16 protein-coding genes and 1 tRNA gene are annotated in these 18929 nt (G+C 65.9%); 10 read left to right on the forward strand and 7 right to left on the reverse strand.

From position 1 onward, the window contains the following. Nucleotides 1-137 precede the first annotated feature (137 nt). Together GUY37_RS07650 and GUY37_RS07655 are read left to right on the forward strand one after the other, a co-directional pair. On the forward strand, nt 138-1529 hold the full coding sequence (locus tag GUY37_RS07650; protein ID WP_166824089.1) for a sodium:proton antiporter: 1392 nt from the start codon (nt 138-140) through the stop codon (nt 1527-1529). Beyond that, nucleotides 1526-2773 (forward strand): MFS transporter, encoded by a 1248-nt coding sequence (locus GUY37_RS07655; protein WP_166824091.1) that lies wholly within the window; start codon nt 1526-1528, stop codon nt 2771-2773. The genes GUY37_RS07650 and GUY37_RS07655 overlap by 4 nt, the downstream gene beginning before the upstream one ends. A gap of 163 nt (nt 2774-2936) precedes the next feature. Here the strand turns inward: GUY37_RS07655 and GUY37_RS07660 are convergent. Next, nucleotides 2937-3013: transfer RNA gene (locus GUY37_RS07660), tRNA-Pro, on the reverse strand. Nucleotides 3014-3243: 230 nt separating this feature from the next. Here GUY37_RS07660 and gcvH point away from each other — a divergent pair. Genes gcvH through GUY37_RS07680 form a run of 4 tightly spaced genes read left to right on the forward strand, consistent with a single transcriptional unit; the run spans nt 3244 to nt 6616 of the window. After that, nucleotides 3244-3648 (forward strand): glycine cleavage system protein GcvH, encoded by a 405-nt coding sequence (gene gcvH / locus GUY37_RS07665; RefSeq protein WP_193627426.1) that lies wholly within the window; start codon nt 3244-3246, stop codon nt 3646-3648. Then, nucleotides 3648-4715 carry an FHA domain-containing protein gene (locus GUY37_RS19485; protein WP_166824093.1) on the forward strand — a complete coding sequence of 356 codons (1068 nt, stop codon included), beginning with the start codon at nt 3648-3650 and terminating at the stop codon, nt 4713-4715. The genes gcvH and GUY37_RS19485 overlap by 1 nt, the downstream gene beginning before the upstream one ends. A 10-nt stretch (nt 4716-4725) precedes the next feature. Then, nucleotides 4726-5211 (forward strand): bifunctional nuclease family protein, encoded by a 486-nt coding sequence (locus GUY37_RS07675; RefSeq protein ID WP_152348850.1) that lies wholly within the window; start codon nt 4726-4728, stop codon nt 5209-5211. A gap of 10 nt (nt 5212-5221) precedes the next feature. Continuing rightward, nucleotides 5222-6616 (forward strand): class II 3-deoxy-7-phosphoheptulonate synthase, encoded by a 1395-nt coding sequence (locus GUY37_RS07680; protein ID WP_166824095.1) that lies wholly within the window; start codon nt 5222-5224, stop codon nt 6614-6616. A 75-nt stretch (nt 6617-6691) separates the two neighbouring features. Here GUY37_RS07680 and GUY37_RS07685 read toward each other — a convergent pair whose 3' ends face one another. Beyond that, nucleotides 6692-8905, reverse strand: a complete 2214-nt coding sequence (locus GUY37_RS07685; protein ID WP_166824098.1) for a protein kinase domain-containing protein — start codon at nt 8903-8905, stop codon at nt 6692-6694. Next, nucleotides 8902-10185: a lytic transglycosylase gene (locus GUY37_RS07690; RefSeq protein WP_166824101.1), complete on the reverse strand. Its 1284-nt coding sequence runs from the start codon at nt 10183-10185 to the stop codon at nt 8902-8904. Before GUY37_RS07690 ends, GUY37_RS07685 begins: the two co-directional genes overlap by 4 nt. Nucleotides 10186-10314: 129 nt before the next feature. On the opposite strand from GUY37_RS07690, the gene GUY37_RS07695 reads away from it, so the two are divergent. Further along, the gene (locus tag GUY37_RS07695; protein ID WP_152348847.1) at nt 10315-10665 is read left to right on the forward strand and encodes an Rv2175c family DNA-binding protein; all 351 of its coding nucleotides are present in this window, start codon (nt 10315-10317) and stop codon (nt 10663-10665) included. A gap of 44 nt (nt 10666-10709) precedes the next feature. On the opposite strand, the gene GUY37_RS07700 is transcribed toward GUY37_RS07695, so the two are convergent. After that, a complete protein-coding gene (locus GUY37_RS07700) occupies nt 10710-12014 on the reverse strand; it encodes a polyprenyl synthetase family protein (RefSeq protein WP_166824104.1) in 1305 nt (434 codons plus the stop codon). Beyond that, a complete protein-coding gene (locus GUY37_RS07705; RefSeq protein ID WP_228278427.1) occupies nt 12011-12556 on the reverse strand; it encodes a hypothetical protein in 546 nt (181 codons plus the stop codon). The genes GUY37_RS07700 and GUY37_RS07705 overlap by 4 nt, the downstream gene beginning before the upstream one ends. 60 nt (nt 12557-12616) lie before the next feature. Between GUY37_RS07705 and dinB the strand changes: the two genes are divergently transcribed. From dinB to GUY37_RS07720, 3 genes are all read left to right on the forward strand, one after another. Beyond that, entirely contained in the window at nt 12617-13852 is a 1236-nt protein-coding gene (dinB, locus tag GUY37_RS07710) for a DNA polymerase IV (protein ID WP_166824123.1), read from the forward strand. 131 nt (nt 13853-13983) lie between these two features. Beyond that, on the forward strand, nt 13984-14391 hold the full coding sequence (locus GUY37_RS07715) for a DUF3040 domain-containing protein (RefSeq protein ID WP_166824126.1): 408 nt from the start codon (nt 13984-13986) through the stop codon (nt 14389-14391). A gap of 50 nt (nt 14392-14441) precedes the next feature. Beyond that, a complete protein-coding gene (locus tag GUY37_RS07720) occupies nt 14442-15137 on the forward strand; it encodes a YdcF family protein (protein WP_166824129.1) in 696 nt (231 codons plus the stop codon). On the opposite strand, the gene GUY37_RS07725 is transcribed toward GUY37_RS07720, so the two are convergent. Continuing rightward, nucleotides 15121-17655: a transglutaminase family protein gene (locus tag GUY37_RS07725; protein ID WP_166824132.1), complete on the reverse strand. Its 2535-nt coding sequence runs from the start codon at nt 17653-17655 to the stop codon at nt 15121-15123. The two genes, GUY37_RS07720 and GUY37_RS07725, sit on opposite strands and share 17 nt — an antisense overlap. Beyond that, a complete protein-coding gene (locus tag GUY37_RS07730; protein WP_166824135.1) occupies nt 17652-18926 on the reverse strand; it encodes a DUF58 domain-containing protein in 1275 nt (424 codons plus the stop codon). The genes GUY37_RS07725 and GUY37_RS07730 overlap by 4 nt, the downstream gene beginning before the upstream one ends. Nucleotides 18927-18929: the final 3 nt, after the last annotated feature.

Raw genomic sequence — 18929 nt, forward strand, 5'->3', positions numbered from 1 at the left:
CTATCGCAGGGCTGGGGGCTTCCTGAGTCCGTCTGACACGCCGTGGTCCGATTCGCTGCGGGCGTTCAGTAGAGTGGGACAGCGTCAGCGTCGACAGGACGAGACTGCTCGTCGACAGTGAGTAAAGGAGTCCCCGGATGGTCGTGGCCTGGTGGAGCATCATTCCGTTCGTTCTGCTGCTCGGGTGCATCGCGGTGCTCCCACTCATCCCGGCCACTGAGAAGATCTGGGACCGCAACCTCGTCAAACTCATCGTCGCTCTCATCCTCGGTGTGCCGATCGCCGTGTGGTTCCTGCTCAGCGGAGAGACGACGACCGTCATCCACGCGCTGCTCGAGTACTTCCAGTTCATCATGCTCATCGGCAGCCTCTTCGTCGCCTCGGGCGGCATCTTCCTCGTCGGCGACATCAAGGCGACACCGCGCAACAACACGATCTTCCTCGCCGTCGGCGGTGTGCTGGCCTCATTCATCGGCACCACGGGTGCGGCGATGCTGCTCATCCGCCCGATCCTCAACACGAACCAGGACCGCCGGCACCGCACTCACACGGTCATCTACACGATCTTCATCGTCGCGAACTGCGGTGGACTGCTCACACCATTGGGTGACCCGCCGCTGTTCCTCGGCATGCTGCGCGGTGTGCCCTTCGAATGGACGTTCGGGCTCTGGCCGTACTGGCTGTTCGTCAACGCCCTGCTGCTCATCAGCTACTTCGCCCTCGACACGAAGATGTATGCGAAGGAACCGGCCGAAGCCCTGGCAAAGGACGCCGAGTATGCGACGAAGCTCGGCCTGCGCGGTGCCAGCGGTCTCTTGTTCCTGGCGATCATCATCGTCGCCGTCGCGTTCATCCCCTCGGTCGACATGCATGCGATCGAAACGGGGCATGCGAGCGCCTCGGACTTTGTGCCGTGGCGTGAACTCGTCATGCTCGTCTCGGCAGCTGCCTCGTTCCTCGTCGGTGATCGCGGTGCCCGCTTCAACCTCAACAAGTTCACGTGGACGCCGATCCTCGAGGTCGGGGCACTCTTCATCGGCATCTTCCTCACCATGATGCCGGCACTGCAGTACCTCAGCCAGGTCGCCCACAGGATCCCGCTGAACGAGATCTCCCTGTTCATCTTCACCGGTGGTCTCTCCTCCGTCCTCGACAACGCCCCGACGTATGTCACCTTCTTCGAAATGGCCGCTCAGGTGCCGGGCGAGCCGAGGGTGGCCGGAGTGCCCGAGGCTCTGCTCATCGCGGTCTCGCTCGGTGCCGTCATGGGTGGGGCCATCACCTACATCGGCAACGGACCGAACTTCATGGTCAAATCCGTCGCGGATTCGGCGAACGTGGCGATGCCGAGCTTCGGCGGCTACGTGTGGTGGTCGCTGCGCCGCCTCGCGCCGATCCTCGCCTCGATGGTGCTCATCTTCATGACCGGTTCCCTGTGGTGGATTCTGCTCGGAGTGCTGGTCGCCCTCGTGATCCTCGGACAGGCCGGGCGAGACCTGCGCGCGGCGAAAGTCGTGAAGGCAGAGTGAGAGCCGCTGCCGGAGTCGGCCTCTACTTCACCGGCAACGGCGCCGTCTTCGCGGCTCTCCTGCCGTGGTATCCGCTGCTGGTCGAACGACTCGGGCTGAGTTCGTGGCAGTTCGGCCTCGTCGTCGCCTGCTTCGCCGTCGGATCGCTGCTGTCCTCGGCCCTGCCTGCCGCGCTCATCGCCCGATTCGGCGCCCACCGAGTCGTCATCGGCGGGACGGTGATGCTCGGTGTGGCCGCCTCGGCGACGGCCTGGTCGGTCAACGGCGTGATGATGGCGATCTGCCTGCTCCTGCTGGGGTGCTGCGATGCGATCGTCGATGTCGCTCAGAACGTCGTCGGCATCTCCGTCCAGGAACGGTCCGGTCGGACGATCCTGTCGTCGATGCATGCGCTGTGGAGTCTCGGCGGGCTGGTCAGCGGAGCCGCCGCCACCGCGGCCGCCAGTGCGAGCTTCGACATGCGAGTATGGCTGGCCCTCATCGGCTTCGCCGCAGTGATCATCACGATCGCGGGGCGTCGCCTCATCGGCGGCTATGCCTCGCCGAGGCGGGTCGCCGATTCCGATGCGGATCCGGACTCCGGTTCCGGCGCGGATCCGGACTCCGGTTCCGAAGCCGGGGGACCGGCCGACTCCGACCGGCATGGCAGGGGCGGACATGGCCGAGGCGGGGCCGCGGGGCGCTCGAAGCGGGCGATCCTCTTCGCGGCGCTGCCCTTGGCGATCGTGGCGATCTGCGGTGCCGCGGTCGAGGACATTGCGAACAACTGGGCGGGGCTGGCAGCGGTCGAGTTCGCGGACGTTCCGGCCGCCTCGGCGGGGATCGCCTTCAGCATCGTCATCGGCAGCCAATGCCTCGGACGCTTCAGCGGGGACCTGCTCGTGACGAGGTTCGGGGCCGGCCGGATCGCTCGCCTCGGCGGCGGGCTCATCGCGCTCGGGGGGATCGGCGTCGTCGTCGCTCAGGAACCCGTTCTGCTGCTCGTCTCGATGGGAGCACTCGGATTCGGCTCGGCGACGCTCGTGCCCGGTGCACTCGGAGCGGCCGCCCGTCTGCCTGGGGTCGGGCGGGCCGGGGGAGTGACGCTCGTGAACTGGCTGATGCGTGTCGGCTATCTCGGCACGAGCCCGCTGGTCGGAGTCGTCGCCACCGGAGCCGGACTGCGGTGGGGCCTCGGCATCCTCGTGCTCGTCGGCGCTCTGACGATGATCTTCGCGAACCGCCTCGGCGTCCGACGGGACTGAATCGTCGGCATGTCACACGGCTGACGATGACGTGTCTGAATGGAAGCGCGACAGGTGCAGAAAGAATCCGGATGCGGAAAATGTGCCGGACACGAAAAATGTGCCGCGGCTTCGTGTGGACGAAGTGGCGACACATGACCCAGCTAGCGGGTGGTACCCCTGGTGGTCGGGCTAGCGGGATTTGAACCCACGACCTCTTCACCCCCAGTGAAGCGCGCTACCAAGCTGCGCCATAGCCCGTTACCGTACTCCCTCGTGGGCAACGAGAACTAGCTTATACCGATCAGGCGCCAACTGCCAAAACCGCGTTCCGTGACCTTCGAAAAACAGGTATCATCCCAGGTAGATACCGAAGAAGCGGGACTTGCAGATGCCTGAGAGGGTGACTCGGTAACATTTCCGTTTCGTGATTGTTATGAAAGTGGCCCAGGCGGCTATGCTTGGTACACCGACAAACTAGAGGAGTCGACATGGCAGATCTGGATTATCCAGTGTCTTTGCGGTACTCGCGCGACCATGAGTGGGTTGCGACCACGGATGACAACGCAGTAGTCCGTGTGGGTATCACTGATTTCGCCCAGGAACAGCTGGGTGACGTCGTCTATGTCGACCTGCCTGAAGCTGGGGATTCGGTCACCGCTGGGGAGTCCTGTGGCGAAGTCGAGAGCACGAAGAGCGTCTCTGACCTGATCGCCCCTGTGTCCGGGACCGTCACCGAGGTCAACGATGCGCTCGACGATTCACCTGAGACCGTGAACTCGTCGCCCTTCGAAGACGGGTGGATGTACCTCGTCGAACTCAGTGAACCCGAACAGCTCGAATCGCTGATGGACAGCGAGGCGTACAAAGAGCTCATTCAGAGCGAGGAGGCGTAATGTCGCAGAATCACGATCAGAATCGTCCGACCCCCTCGCAGCCCTGGTATGACAACGGACAGGTCCCGCAGTCGAAGAAGTTCCCGTTCGGGGCAGCAAACGGCAACGGCGGCGACGAATCGGCGACTCGGGTGAACCCGCAGATCGACCAGAACGGTCAGGGGAACACCCCTCCCTATGGTCAGCAGCCGGCCGAAGGAGCCCCGCAGGCCCCGCAGTCCGGCAACGGCCAGAACTTCGGCGGCACCCCGCAGGGCGGACAGCCGTACGGCAACGGTCAGCAGTTCGGCGGCACACCGCAGGGCGGACAGAACTTCGGTGCGTCCCAGCCGGCCAACCAGCCCTATGTCGGAAACGGTCAGGGCAGCCAGGGTCAGCCGCAGTATCAGCCTCAGCAGAATCAGTATCCGCCGCAGAACTATGGCCAACCGCAGAGCGGTCAGCCTCAGGGCAGCCAGGGTCAGCAGTTCGGAAATCATCCGCAGCAGGGCGGCCAGCAGCAGTACGGTTCGAATGATGCCGGCCAGTACGGTCAGTTCGATCCCAACCAGCAGCAGGGAAGCCAGCCCGGTCCGGGCCAGTATGGCCAGCCGCCCCAGCCCGGCCCCGGGCAGTACGGCCAGCCCCAGTCCGGTCAGCCCCAGGGTGAGCCTGCGAACGGCGGTCGGGATGCGATGAGCGATTCGGGCAGCCAGCAGTTCCAAGGCATCCTGGATCCGCACACCGGCGAGATCCACCCGGTACCCGACCTCGAAGGTCTGCAGGATGCCGATGCACTGCTCGTCGTCGTCTCCGGACCGGACTCCGGTTCGCAGATCCTGCTCGACACCGATGTGGTCACAGTCGGCCGCAGCCCGAATGCCGATATCTTCCTCGATGACGTCACCGTCTCGCGTAAGCATGCTGAGTTCATCCGCACGCCCAGCGGTTTCACGCTGCGCGACACGGGCTCGCTCAACGGCACCTATGTGGGGCGTCAGCTCATCGACTCCATCGAACTGCAGAACGGAGCCGATGTGCAGATCGGCAAGTTCCGAATGATCTTCCAGCAGCGTCCGCGCTCCTGACCGGGGGATAATGTCAAAAGTTGAAGTCGAGGTTGTCGGCGTCCGCATCGAAATGCCCGCCAACCAACCGATTCTCCTGCTCAAGGCCAGCGAACCTGCCTACTATCTGCCGATCTGGGTCGGGGCGATCGAAGCCAATGCGCTGTCGATCGCGCAGCGGGGGCTGACCCCGCCGCGTCCGATGGCTCATGCTCTGCTGCTCGACGTCCTCGAGAAGTACGACGCCGAGCTGCAGGACGTGACGATCACCGGCAAGGACGGTCAGATCTTCCTGGCCGAGCTGCACACGAACGACGGGAAGTCGATCTCCGCACGCCCCTCGGACGCGGTGACCCTGGCGCTGACAGCGCACTGCCCCGTCTTCGTCGAAACGCAATTGCTTGAAGAATCCGGAATCGAAGCCCCCGAGGCCGACGAAGAGGAAGTCGCACAGTTCAGAGACTTCCTCGACAATGTCTCGGCCGAGGACTTCGAGACCGGCACCGAAAATCCATGAAAGTGAAACATTGAGTCTCCACACCGATCCGGTCCTGTCCAACAGAGAAATCGCCGCTGCCGGCAATGACAGTCTGCGCGGTCTCGATGACTGGCGAGAGATGAACCCGAAGCAGCAGCCGACTTATCTCGACAGCACCGCGCTCGAAGAGGTGCTCACCGATCTGCGCAGCTCTCCGCCGTTGGTCTTCGCCGGTGAAGCCGATGTGCTCAAGCAGCGCATCGCTGCCGCTTCGCGCGGAGAGGCCTTCGTTCTCGCCGGCGGCGACTGCGCCGAATCCTTCGACGGAGCCCAGGCGGATAAGATCCGGGCCCGGGTGCAGACGGTTCTGCAGATGGCGGCCGTGCTCACCTACGGCGGTTCGATGCCCGTGGTGAAGATCGGTCGCATGGCCGGTCAGTTCGCCAAGCCGCGTTCTACCGATATGGAGACCCGCGACGGCGTCACCCTGCCCTCGTTCCGCGGCGATATCGTCAACGGCTACGAGTTCACCGAGGACTCCCGCCGTCACGATCCCGAGCGTCTGCTCAAGGCGTACCACATCTCCGCCTCCACGCTGAACCTCATCCGTGCATTCACCCAGGGCGGCTTCGCCGATCTGCGCTTCGTCCACGACTGGAACCGCGGTTTCCTCGCGTCGAACCCCGGTTACCAGCGCTACGAACAGACCGCTGCCGAGATCGACCGCGCCATCCGCTTCATGGATGCCTGCGGAGCCGATTTCGATGCTCTCAAGACCACTGAGTTCTACGCCGCCCACGAGGCGCTGCTGCTCGAGTACGAACGGGCACTGACCCGCATCGACTCGCGCACCGGCGAAGCCTACGACGTGTCGGGCCACTTCCTGTGGATCGGTGAGCGCACTCGCGAGATCGACGGCGCCCACGTGGACTTCCTGTCGAAGGTGCGCAACCCCATCGGCGTCAAGCTGGGACCCACGGCCACCGCTGACGATGCTCTGGCCCTGGCCGAGAAGCTCGATCCGGATGCCGAGCCCGGCCGTCTGACCTTCGTCACCCGCATGGGTGCCGGCCAGATCGGTGAGGCACTGCCGGCACTGCTGTCGGGAATCGGCGACCGGCTGCCGCACGTGACGTGGGTCTGCGACCCGATGCACGGCAATACGATCACGTCGAACACCGGGTACAAGACCCGTCGCTTCGAAGACGTCATGGCCGAAGTCGAAGGCTTCTTCAACGCTCACCGCGATGCCGGCACCATCCCCGGCGGACTGCACATCGAGCTCACCGGCGACGACGTCACGGAGATCATGGGCGGAGCCACGGAGATCGACGACGAAGGTCTGCGTCGGCGCTACGAGACCCTCGTCGACCCGCGCCTCAACCACGACCAGTCGCTGGAGATGGCGTTCCAGGTCGCCGAGTACCTCACCCGCAGGCAGTGACAGACACCACTGAGAATGCCGGGGGCTCCGCAGAGATTCTGCGGAGCCCCCGGCATTCTCAGTGGCCGAACGGCCTCACTTGTCCTTGTCGCTGTCCTTCTTGTCGTCGTCCGACTTCTTGTCCTCGGAATCGCCGTCCTTGGACTTCTCGTCCTTCTTATCGTCCTTCGAATCGGAGTCTTCCTTCTTCTCCTTGCCCTTGGACACCCGGACGATGATGAGTGTGTTCGCAGGCTTCGCCTCGGTGCTCTTCGGGAACTGCGAGACGACCTTGCCCTTGGGCACGTCGTCGGAGAACACTTCGTCCTTGCCGACGCGGAACCCGCGCTTGGCCAGGGTCGCATAGGCGGCGTCGAAGGTCAGGCCCTCAACGTTGGGAACCGGGATCGGTGCGACACCCTTGGAGACGACGAGATCGATCTCCTCGCCCTTCGACAGCTTCGTCCCGGGCTTCTGCGAGGCCGAGATGATCTGGTCGTTGCCGACCGAGTCGCTGTACTTCCCCTCGACCTTGCCGACGGCGAGGTTCGCCTTCTTCAGCGCCGTCTCGGCGTCGGAGCGGCTGAGTCCTTCGAGCTTGGGAACAGCGAACTTCTCCTCGCCCTTGGACACGACGACCGTGACGGTCGAATCCGGGGCGAGTTCGGAACCGCTGACCGGTTCGGTGCCGATGACCTCGCCCGCCGGAACGGAGTCGTCGAAGACCTCCTTGGGCTCGGCCCTGAGGTCATTGTCCTCGAGCTGCGAGGTGACCTCGTCGACCTTCTTGCCGGCCAGCTGGCCGGGCACGATCGAGGTGGGTTCAGGCAGGTTCGCGATCACGAGCCAGGCCACGAGTGCCAATACGGCGACGACGGCGACGAGTGAGACGAGCACGCGGCGACGTCGAGGATGTGTTTTCGCCGAGGTGGGGGCGGCAACGGCCGCGACCGCGGCTTTGTCATCGTCATCCGATTCGTTCGCGTCGCCGGGCCCATCCGCCGAGTCGCCACCGGAACCGGAACCTGAACCGCTGCTTGCGGCAGCGCCCGCTGCGCCGGCTCCGGCGGCGACGCCGACTGCCGCGCCGACCTCGTCGCCGCGGTGATCGCCGGTGCTGTCGTCGTCCGACGTTTCGGCAGGGGACCCTGAGGAACCGTAGGCGGTTGGTTCGGCATCGGAGTCGCTGTCGTCCTCCGACTCGTCTCCCGAGGTCACGGCGGTGGTGACGCCGCCGATTCCGGCAGCGGCGGCGACCCCGGCTCCTCCCGCCGCACCCGACGGCGCGTCAGCACTGTCGTCATCGGCCGCCTCGGCGCCGGTCTCGTCGTCCTCACCCTCGAGGTACGGGATCTCGTCCGTCCGGGACTTCTTCTCCTTCGGGACTTCCTCGCCGAGGTCGATGCTCGCGGTGAGTGCGGGGGAGTGCTCACCGGCAGCGATCTGCGGATCGCCGAGGTCGAGCTCGGCTTCGCTCATCTCCGCACGCGCTTCGGCCAGCGCCAGACGGAACTCGGCGGCATCGGCGGGACGATCCTCGGGATCCTTCGACGTCGCCCACAGAACGAGCGCGTCCAGGCGCGGACTCAGCCGGTCAACGACGTCCGACGGAGGCGGAACGGTGTCGTGGACGTGACGGTACGCGACCTGGATCGGCACATCGTCGGTGTACGGCTGAGCGCCGGTGAGCATCTCGTAGAACATGATGCCGACCGTGTACAGGTCGGTGCGGGAATCGGCTCCGGCCCTGGTGACGAGCTCGGGAGCGACATAGCCGACGGTGCCGATCAGGGTCTTCGTCGTCGTCGCCGTGGTCACGGCACGGGCCAGACCGAAGTCGGCGAGCTTGACCTGGCCATCCGTGCCCAACAGCACATTGTCGGGCTTGAGATCACGGTGGATGATGCCCGTCGAGTGCACGGCTTCCAGCGCGGCGAGGATCGCGTCGAGGACGACGATCGCCTGGCGTGGGGTGAAAGTGCCGCGGTGCTTGAGCTCACGGCGCAGCGTCACCGAGGGCAGGTACTCCATGACGAGGTAGACGATATCGCCGTCACGAGCCTGATCATGGATGGCCACGAGGTTCGGATGGGTGAGCCGACCGGCGTTGATGGCCTCCCGGCGGAAGCGTTCGACGAACGTGTCATCGGAGATGAGGTGCTCGTGCATGACCTTGATCGCGATCTCACGGTCGAGTCGCAGGTCGGTGCCGCGGTAGACCATGGCCATGCCGCCGCGGGCGATCTTGGCATCGATGCGGTATCGGTCATTGAGCACCGTGCCGATGAGGGGATCTCGGCGGGCGGTCACAGCGCCTCCTGCAGACGCGCACGCTGCAGCTGGACGGCCCGGACGAAGGCCTTCGTCTCCGGCAGCAGTCCGTCGGCGCGAACCGAGCGCAGGTCCTGGTAGTAGCCGGCGACGGCTTCGTTCTCGGATTCGGCTGTCTCTATGAGCCAACCGAGGATGACGGTGCCGGCGACGATATTGTCCTCGATGTCGAGCAGGTCGAGTCCGCGGCCGACGATATCGGACGCCCAGCGACCGGAGCGGGGAGTGATCTGCATGATGCCGATCGCGTTGCCGGCCGAGACTGTCGTGTGCTGGAAACCGGACTCCTGCGCGGCGACAGCCTGCATGAGGGCAGGATCGGCGCCGAGTTCGACCGACAGAGAGGCGACGAGCAGCTTCGCCTGTGCCGGGGCCGGATGACGACGGTGCAGCAGAGTGTATTTGTTCAGCCGTGCCGCGTGGAGCACAGAGGGACGGATGCCTTCGACCTGCGCGCTGGCGGCGACGCGGGGGATATCACTCGGCGCTTCAGGTGCGGTGCGACGCGGGCGGGCCTTCGACGGGCGCAGCAGAAGCAGCTCACCGACCGTGATGAATGAGTCATCACCCATGGCGTTGGCCTGCCGCAGGGTCGCCGGTGTGATTCCGTGCCGAGCGGCGATTGTCTGCAGGGTCTCACCGGGGGCGACGACGTGCGAGGGATCATCATCGGGCAGGTCGTTCTTCTCCGGCAGGGACAGGACCTGACCCTGGTGGAGGTTCTGACGCGGCGAGATGCGGTTGAGCTCGGCCAGTGCGGGCACGGAGACGCCGTGTTTGCTGGCCACACCGTAGAGGGTGTCGCCCTGCTTGGCCTTGTACGTGCGCCCGCCGTGGGTGACGGGAACGGTCGCGCCCGCGGTGCCCGAGATCCACTGCGGCCCGGTACCAGCAGCCGCGAGGTTCTCGTCATCGGACGTGCGGCCGGAGACGTCGTCGGCCGGTTCGTCGGACGGCGTGGACTGATCGTCGGACGACGTGGACTGATCGCCGGAGGACGGGAGCCGATCCTCGGAGGATGCGGGCCGATCGCCGGTCGCCGGGGACGAGTCCGAGTCCGGCGATGTCGCCGAGGCGGCCTGTGCGTCGGAGGATGCGTTCTCGTCGGGGGATTCGGTGATGGGGGCCACCTCGGTGGCGGATTCGTTTTCGGGGTCGACCCGTTCGGCTCCTGGGATCGGACCGGTCGAATTCACCTTCGATGCGGCGCGGATGTCAGGAGCGGCGGTGACGGGCTTGTGCCGTCGCGGTCGTGTCATCTGTCACCTGTTGACTTCATGTCGAGTGGGGAAGCTACGGTCTCAAGCCTAACGAGTAGGCGGGCCCGACCCGAGCATTCGGCGCCGCATGGCGAGGTGTTTCTGCCGAATATTGCTACGCTTGAGGACGTGAATACCGAAGAACTCGTCCAGGACTGGGCCCCGCTGCCCGACATCGCAGAACTCACCGGGCTCGGCATCTCCCAAGTGCGGAGGCTGCTCGAAGACGGTGCCATCTGCGGCATCAAGATCGGCACGCCGAAGGTTCTTCGGGTGCCCTTGGCTTTCTTCGTCAACGGTGAGGTCGTCAAACCGCTCAAGGGCACCCTGCACACCCTCTACGACGCCGGATTCGACTACGAAGAAGCCATCGTGTGGCTCTTCACCCACGACGAGTCCCTGCCCGGTCGTCCCATCGACCTGCTTCGCGCCGGCAACAAGAAGGAAGTGCGCCGCCGCGCTCAGGCCCTCGCGTTCTGATCCACGCGATGCTCCTTCTCGGAGGGCGCTCACAGCGAATGGGCTCAGCTGGAGCGGTAGCTCAGCGCTGTCGCGAATCCCTTGAGTCTGTCCTGCGCCGCCGATCCGATGCGCACCCGCGCCGAGGCGTCCGACACTGCCGCTGACACGGCACCTGAGCCGCTTCGCGCCCACGTGTCGACGACCGTCGCTGCGTGGGCGTGTTTGTCGGCGATGAAGGATTCGACGGCGGCGAGGCCTCCCGAGTCGGTGATCATGTCAACGCATTCGGCCACCTCGGCGTCGGTGAGATCCGGAACGCCCAGACGTGAGGCGAGGACCTCGAGCTGGTCGGCCGAGATCCGGGCCGCGGTCTCGGCGATGAGCACGGTCCGTTTGCCTTCGCGGATATCGTCGCCGGCGGGTTTGCCCGTGGCCTGCGGGTCGCCGGCGATGCCGAGGACATCGTCGCGCAGTTGGAACGCCTGCCCCAGGGGGAGGCCGAAGCCGGAGATCTCCGCGAGCAGATCTTCGTCCGCCCCGGTCAGCGCCGCGCCGAGGAGGAGCGGCTGTTCGACCGAATACTTCGCTGACTTGAAGCTGAGGACCTCCCACGCGCGATCGGCGATCCGGTCGTCGTCGAGGGGGATGACCTCGGCGAGCACATCGAGGTACTGGCCGACCATGACATCGCGGCGCACGGTTCCGCGCAGTTCGCGGGCCGGGCGGCTGCCGCCCAAGGCCTCCTGCGAACGTTCGAAGAGCTCTTCGCTCAGCGCCAGGCAGATATCGCCGATGACGATGGAGGCGGAGACGCCGAAGGAGGCACCGTCGCCGTGGAACCCGGAGCGCTGATGCCGGGCTTCGAATTGGCGGTGCAGCGCCGGCCGACCGCGGCGGGTGTCCGAATTGTCGATGACATCATCGTGGATGAGCGCGGCGGCGTGCAGCAGTTCGAGCGACCCGGCCGCCTGCGCCAGACCCGCAGTGACGTCGGCGGCGGTGCCGGTCGTCGGGCGGACGTCACCGCCGGCGAGCTGGAAGCCCCACCACAGCAGGACGGGGCGGATCCTCTTGCCGCCGCGGGTGAACTCGATGAGTGCTTCGCCGATCGCAGTCGCATCGGGTGAGATCGCCTCGAACTCGGCGGCCTTCTCGGCGAGGAACGCCTCCAGCTGGGCGGACACCTCGGCGGCGATGGACTCCGGGGAATCGAGAGACTCGATGAGGGCGGGGAGGGCAGCGGTCGCCTCGGGTGGGGCGGTCGCCTCGGACGGGGCGGTCGCCTCGGACGGGGCGGGTGCGGCTGACGATGTGGGTGCGGAGGACGCGCGGTGCTCGTCGGGCGTCACTGAATTGTGTGAGGTCATGAACCGATGTTTCCGCCGACGGTGACGATCGAATTCGCCTTGTCCTCCGAGTCCTCGGCGACCGTGACGACGAGGACGCTGTCATCGTCCTTGTGCTTGAAGTTGACCACGCGGGCGCTCTTCGTCTTCATCTCATCACCGAGGGACTCGAAGTCGGCCTTGCCGAGCTCCTTCTCGTAGAACGCGAAGATGTCCTCGGCATCGGCTTCGGCACGGACGACGAGGCTGACCTGCTCGGGCAGCTTCTTGTCCTTGTCGTTGTGAGCCTTGACGATCGATGCCGAGAGCACCTCGGAATCCGGGTAGGGCCTGATGTACTCGGGCAGATCCTTCACATCGTTCGACGTGTCGGGATCTGAGCCGGTGGCCTCGGTCGATGCCTCGGCCGACGCGGTCTCGGACTCCGCCGGAGCCGCAGCGGTCGAGGTCTCCTGAGCGGCCGAAGGGGTCGATTCGGCCGTGTCTCCACCGTTTCCCGAGCACCCGGCAAGCGCGAGAGCGGCAACGATGGGCAGTGTCATGACAGCGGTGCGCGATACCATGCTTCAAGAGTACCTGGACTGTTCGGCGGAGCCGAAAGGAACAAGCGCGAGGGGCAGGCGATGAGTCGGAAGCAGCTGGCACGATCCGGAGGCGATCTGAGCCGACTGGGCACTGACGACGCCGGTGCCACCATCCTCCACCTCGACATGGACTCGTTCTTCGTCTCCGTCGAGCTGCTCAGCCGACCCCACCTCGTCGGACGCCCCGTCATCGTCGGCGGCCGCAGCGGACGCGGAGTCGTCGTCTCGGCCAGCTACGAAGCGCGCGAATTCGGGGTGCATGCGGCGATGCCGATGTCGAGGGCCATGAATCTGTGCCCCATCGCCGAGGTGATCCCACCGTCCCATGGCCTGTACTCCTCTTACTCCCGCCAGGTCTTCGACCTCGTCTCCGAGGTGACCCCCGACGTGCGGCAGGTCAGCGTCGACGAAGCCTATGTCGACGTCTCCGGTGCCGTGCGTCGTCTCGGATCGCCGGTGGAGATCACCACCCGGCTGCGAGCACAGATCCACGAGCGCACGGGGCTGAGCGCCTCGGTCGGCATCGCCGTCAGTCGAGTCGTGGCCAAACTCGCTTCCACCCGGGCGAAGCCGAACGGTCAGCTCCTCGTGCCGGTGGCCGCGACTCAGGAATTCCTCGACCCGATGCCGATCGAAGCGCTGCCCGGAGTGGGGGAGAAGACGCAGGAGGGGTTCTTCCGCTACGGCATCCGGCTCATCGGCGATCTTGCCGCAGTCGACGAGGATTGGGCCGCACGTGTCTTCGGTGCCCAGGGCCATCAGCTGTGGCGAGCCGCTCACGGCCAGGACTCCTCCGGATTCGACCAGCAGGCCAAGGAGCATTCGATCAGCGCGGAGAACACCTTCGGCGAGGACATCTGGGACCTCGATGTGCTCGAACACGAACTGCTGCGTCTGGCCGACAAGGTCGCGTACAGGGTCCGTGCCGAAGGAAAAGTGGCCACGAGCCTCGGACTGAAGTACCGCCTCGGCGATTTCACCACCCTGTCGAGGTCGGTGACCCTGTCGGCTCCGACGGACCTGGCCCGGGAGATGTATGAGGCGCTGCGGCCGGCCCTGCGCAAGCTGCGCGAGCAGCGCGCCCAGGGAGTCAGGCTGCTCGGCGTCAGGGCCGCGGGTCTCAGCGATTTCGCCGTCACCGGGCGGCAGGCCACCTTGGACGAACCGGAGCATTCCGGACGCGAAGCCGAGGTCGCCCTCGACGAGGTGAGACGTCGATTCGGCAGCGAAGCGATCTCTCAGGCCTCGCTTCTGCGCAGGCGACCCGACGCCTGAGAGCGGGTGAGCGGGAGCACAGTCTGAAGACCCCGTGGGAATCCGGCCCCTGAAGGCCCCCGGAGATGTTTTTTCAAGCCTCAGAGACTATGATTGTGGGAAAGACTTGAGTAGCGAAACGGGGGTTCGAGATGCCACTCTCCGATCACGAACAGCAGCTGTTGGATCAACTGGAGAAGCAGCTGCGCAGTGAAGACCCTCGTTTTGCCCGGAATATCTCGGAAACCCAGGCCGCGGCCACGGGTCCCGGGTTCTCCGCCAAGCGCTTCGTCCTCGGCATCCTCATCGCTCTGGCCGGACTGGCCGCGACGATCCTCGCGATCTCGCTCATCTCCAGTTCGACTTGGTGGATCGCCCTCGGCGTCGTCGGATTCGGCCTCATGGTCGCCGGAATGTACTGGGCGTTCAGCCGTCCCGGCCGTGCGCACACCACTCAGACCGACTCTCGGAACTCCGGAGCGAAGTCCGGCTCCAAGGGCGGGGCCGGGTTCATGAGCCGGATGGAAGACCGGTGGGAGAAGCGCCAGCGCGGCGAATGATCCGCACTCTCCACGATCAGGGCACTCTCGATATGAGAGTGCCTTTTTCAATGCCCGTCCGCGCGCTCGGGATCGCCGGTGCGGTCCTCGCGGGAGTCTTCGCCTTCGCCGAGGCGGCGCACTGGCGATCGAGCCGCCGACGCCTCGGCGACGGCCGTGGAGTGGTGAGCTGTCGAGCACAGCCTCAGGGCCTGACCGGGTTGAGCACAGAGCCCCGGATGACGGCAGGCAGCAATCAGATCATCGTTGTGCTCGGGTACGCCAACCACGGGGAGCGGCCGAACGGAATCAACCGCTTCCGGGCCCGTGCCGGCCTGCGGACGATCGATCCGGCGGCACGTTCGACCGTCCTCATCTTCTGCGGGGGAGCCGTCATCAGGCGGACACCGGAGGCGCTCATCCTCGAACGCTTCGCCCGTCGGACGCTCGGCTTCACCGGCCGATCTCTGCTGGAGACGCAGAGCTCATCGACGTGGGAGAACATCGCCAACGCGATTCCGCTCATCGACGAGGAACTCACACCTGCCTCGACGATCAGCGTCGTCTCGAACTCCCACCATGCGGAGAAGGCCCGTGACCACCTGTGGCAGATGCGACCGGATCTGGCACGTCGCCTCGTGCGCGGGGGAGACTACCGATTCGGCGAACATCCGTGGGTCAGACCCATCGCCGCCGTGCGCGGTCTGATGGCCCTGCGGATGCTTGACCGAGAGAACGCCGGACAGGCCATCAGTTCGGACGATTGAACAAGCTGGCCGGCCAGATCCTCGCGGAGATCCGGCTGCCCGGCGTGGCCCGCTCCGACAGCTCCGTACTCACCTCGTCGATGAGCGCGCGCACTTCGGAGTCGTCGAGAGACTCGGCCGCGGCACCGTAGCGCTGGGCTTCGAGAGCATCGACGAAAGCCGACAGGGCGGAGTCATCGCGACCTGCTGCCTCCGGTCCGGTCGGGGCCGGACTGCTCAGACGCTTCAGCCGCTCATCCGAACGATCGAACGCCGAGGATCCGGCAGCCCCGTCGCCGTCTGCGGCGGCACCGGAACCGGCAGCCAGCTCGGCGGCGGACCTGCGCACGGGTTCACCGGTCTCCGGATCGGTCTCGGGACCCGTGGAGCCGGCAGCCGTACCAGCGGAGCTCGAGACGTCCGCGGACCCTGCCGCAGCGCCACCGGCAGCACTGGCTCCGGCCGCAGGCACGGCGCCGGCCAGCACGAGTTCGTTGAAGCGCAGCGTCCGACTCGAATCCAGGCTCTGCCCGAAGTCGGTGGCCAGAGCCCGCACTTCGGTCCACACCGCTTCGAGATCATGCGGATCCTTCGTCCGGCGCGACCGCAGGATCGAACGCCAGATCGCCGGCAGCGCGGCGAGCAGCAGCAGGACGAGCACGACCGCTGCGATGCCGAAGACCGTGCTGAGATCCGAGCCGGCCGGCTCAGCGGCCTGAGTGCTCGTCTCCTCCTCGGTGGGCTCGTCGGAGCCGCCGGTCGGCGACGCGGATTCGGTCGGTTCCTCGCTCGGGCTCGCCGATTCCGACTCGTCGCTGTCCTCCTGCTGGCCGGCGCCATCGGCCAGAGTCCACTTCGGCGGATCGCCGGCGGGACCGCCGGGGGTGGGTTCGAAACGGACCCAACCGGCGCCTTCGAAGTACAGTTCGGGCCATGCATGCGAATCCTGCATGCTCACGTCATAGCTGTTCCCGGCTTCATCTCCGCCGGCGAATCCGACGCCGATACGGGCCGGAATACCCATCGTCCGGGCCATGATCGTCATGGCCGAGGAGAACTGGACGCAGTAGCCCTGCTTATCGGCCAGGAAGTCCGAGATCGCATCGCCGCCGGCACGTTCGGGAGCATCGAGCGAATACTCGAAATCACCGCCGCGGAAGTACGCCTGCAACATGACTGCGGCCTCCCACTGGTTCTGTGCATCGGCGGTGACCCGCTCCGCGGTCTCCTGCACACTGGTCGGCAGAGAATCGGGGACGGCGAGTTCGGTCTCGAAGTCGCTCTCGGACACCGGAGTCGCAGACTGCAGATCTTCGACATCGGGGTTCGGGGACAGGTAGTCCATCGAATACTGCAGGCCACCGGTCTTCTCACCGTTGCCGACGATCGTCAGAGTCTTGTCGTCGAAGATCCACCGCCGATCCAGATCCTTCGGCTGCTGCGGTGCATACGGCGACGGCAGATACTGCTGGTCGTATCTGTCACCGACAGTGACGCTGATCGTCTCTTCCCTGAAGTTCTCATCCCGCGGCATCCCCTCAGGCCATGGCATGCCGTCGGCGGCGATCGCGAAAAGATCGAGGCTGAACGGGCTCGGTGCCCAGGCCTCTCCGTCGAAATCATCGATGGACGTCAACCTGATCGGATCCGCGTCCTCATCCGTCGTCTGGAAACTGAACAGCGTCGAATCGTCACGATCGCCGAGGTTCTGGCGCAGGTTGAGGAACGGGTTCGTCACCGTCAGATCGCCTTGGCCCTTCGAGGCCCGATCGGGCAGGCTCGGCACCGGCGGCAGCAGAACGGGCAGACCGATGCCGATCGCCAGAGCCAGAGCTCCGGCCAGGATCGCCGTCATCCCGCCGCGCCAGCGGGTCGCCGGCAGATAAGGGCTGAGCATGAGCAGCAGGAAGGCCGCGAGGATCGCGACCACATGCCACCACTGGACTTCCTGAGAGGCGAAGTAGACGGGGATCATCCACAGCACGAGCAGCAGCACACCTCCGACCTTCGGCGCCCGCAGGTCCGAGACGAGGCCGTCGATGAGGATCGTGATGAGGGTGAAGGCGATCGTGAGCATCGCGATGAAGCCCGGAGTGCTCGCGGCCGGGGGAGCAGTCGCGTAGAGGTCGCTGACTCCCTCGGAGAGCAGGTCGACGATCGTTCCGAAGGACTCGCCCGTCGGTATGAACCCGAGCAGCAGCGAATTCCCGGCGCAGACGACGAAGACCGCGATGAGACCGGCCACGCACTGAGCGATGACCGCTGTGCCGCTCGAGCGCAGCACGGGGACGGTCCGGAACACGGCACCGATGATGACGACGACGGCGACGGCGACCAGCACGGGCGGCAGCCAGGCGAAGTCCTTGAACACCGCGGATACGGCGACAGCGGTCAGAGTCATGGCGACGAAGACGACGATCGCTTCGAGCCAGCCGGTGCCCGGACGCTCATCACCTGTCGACACGCGGGCCGACCGGCCCTGCACAGGAGGTTCGGAAGCAACCCCGCGCGGACGGGTGGGAGGAGTATCGAGGCTCATCGGCGCACCCCCTGCGGAGTCGAGGTCGCGTCGCCCGGTGTCGAACTCGTGCCACCCGGCGCCGAGGAGGGACCACCGGCCCCGGCAGTTCCCGACCCGGTCGCAGTCCGACCGGTGCCGCTGCCGGATCGCCTCGACTCGAAGGTCGTCCACGACTCCGGCAGATCCTCGCTGAGGCCGAGCATCGTCAGATCGTCGATCTCGCTGAGCGTGCGCAGAGTCACCGGCACACGGCGGGAGAAGTGCGAGGCGAGTTCCTGCCCGCGCTGATCCCCGACGGAGCAGATGACGATGTGATTCGGGTTGTCGTGCGAGGGCAGTTCGACTCTGCCCGATCGCACCAGGGCCGAGAGAAGACGCAGCTTGTCGATGTCGCGTGCTCCATTGAATCTGATCTGGTGTCCGGGAGCGACGACATTGACCTCGTAGTCGGCCCTGAGGAACGCCGTTCCGGCAGCGGTCGCCGCCGCCAGCAGGAACTCGATCTCGAGATCGCTCGGCTCCTCGACGCCCTCATCGGCGATGAGGTCGATGACGATGAGCGCATGGAGAGTCTCCTCGTCGGCTTCGTGTCGGACCATGAGCTCGCCGGACTTCGCCGTCGAGGGCCAATGCACATGCCGCAGATCATCACCGGGCACGTACTCACGCGTGTGGAAATCCCGGGTGGTGTGCCCGGTCCGGACCTTGCCGTCATCGAGGCGGGCGGGCCGGATCGACGAATCCTGCGGAATGCGCGCGGGCAGAATCGGCACGGATACGGCAACGGGGAAGGCCCCGTGGACCTTCTTCTTCATCTTCACCAGGCCGAAGGGGCCGAACACGGTGATGAGCACCGCTTCGATGCCGGAGACGCCGCGCCGGTTGGGGGTGAAGGACGTGAGAACCGACTGCGAAGCGCCATGGGCCAGAGGCGGAACGTCACCGGAGGTGGAGTCGCCGAAACCCTCGGCCGGGACGAAGTCGATCGTCGCCGCCGGAATCGCGAGCTGACCGATATTGGTCACGCGCGCCTCCATCTCGACCTCCTTGCCCTCGGCGGCCAGAGGGTGGCGGTCGCCCGAAGGGGACAGCGCCACCTCGTGCAGCGAGGTGCTCATCGCAATCGACACCCGCCGGGTTCCCCACAGGATGAGCAGCGCAGAGAGCAGAACCAGACCGAGCAGCAGCAGACCTGCCGGCAGCAGTCCGGGCAGCGCGAAGCGGTAGGCCGTGATGATCAGGGCCGCCCCGGCGAGGACGAAGATGATTCCCGAAGTGCTCAGTCGCATGCG

The sequence above is a fragment of the Brevibacterium limosum genome, from assembly GCF_011617705.1.
GTDB classification, from domain to species: Bacteria; Actinomycetota; Actinomycetes; order Actinomycetales; family Brevibacteriaceae; genus Brevibacterium; species Brevibacterium limosum.

Coding starts and splice junctions, on each gene's coding strand:
- GUY37_RS07650 (WP_166824089.1), top strand. CDS start 138: ATGGTCGTGGCCTGGTGGAGCATCATTCCGTTCGTTCTGCTGCTCGGG.
- gcvH (WP_193627426.1), top strand. CDS start 3,244: ATGGCAGATCTGGATTATCCAGTGTCTTTGCGGTACTCGCGCGACCAT.
- GUY37_RS19485 (WP_166824093.1), top strand. CDS start 3,648: ATGTCGCAGAATCACGATCAGAATCGTCCGACCCCCTCGCAGCCCTGG.
- GUY37_RS07675 (WP_152348850.1), top strand. CDS start 4,726: ATGTCAAAAGTTGAAGTCGAGGTTGTCGGCGTCCGCATCGAAATGCCC.
- GUY37_RS07690 (WP_166824101.1), bottom strand. CDS start 10,185: ATGACACGACCGCGACGGCACAAGCCCGTCACCGCCGCTCCTGACATC.
- GUY37_RS07700 (WP_166824104.1), bottom strand. CDS start 12,014: ATGACCTCACACAATTCAGTGACGCCCGACGAGCACCGCGCGTCCTCC.
- GUY37_RS07705 (WP_228278427.1), bottom strand. CDS start 12,556: ATGGTATCGCGCACCGCTGTCATGACACTGCCCATCGTTGCCGCTCTC.
- dinB (WP_166824123.1), top strand. CDS start 12,617: ATGAGTCGGAAGCAGCTGGCACGATCCGGAGGCGATCTGAGCCGACTG.
- GUY37_RS07715 (WP_166824126.1), top strand. CDS start 13,984: ATGCCACTCTCCGATCACGAACAGCAGCTGTTGGATCAACTGGAGAAG.
- GUY37_RS07720 (WP_166824129.1), top strand. CDS start 14,442: ATGCCCGTCCGCGCGCTCGGGATCGCCGGTGCGGTCCTCGCGGGAGTC.
- GUY37_RS07725 (WP_166824132.1), bottom strand. CDS start 17,655: ATGAGCCTCGATACTCCTCCCACCCGTCCGCGCGGGGTTGCTTCCGAA.
- GUY37_RS07730 (WP_166824135.1), bottom strand. CDS start 18,926: ATGCGACTGAGCACTTCGGGAATCATCTTCGTCCTCGCCGGGGCGGCC.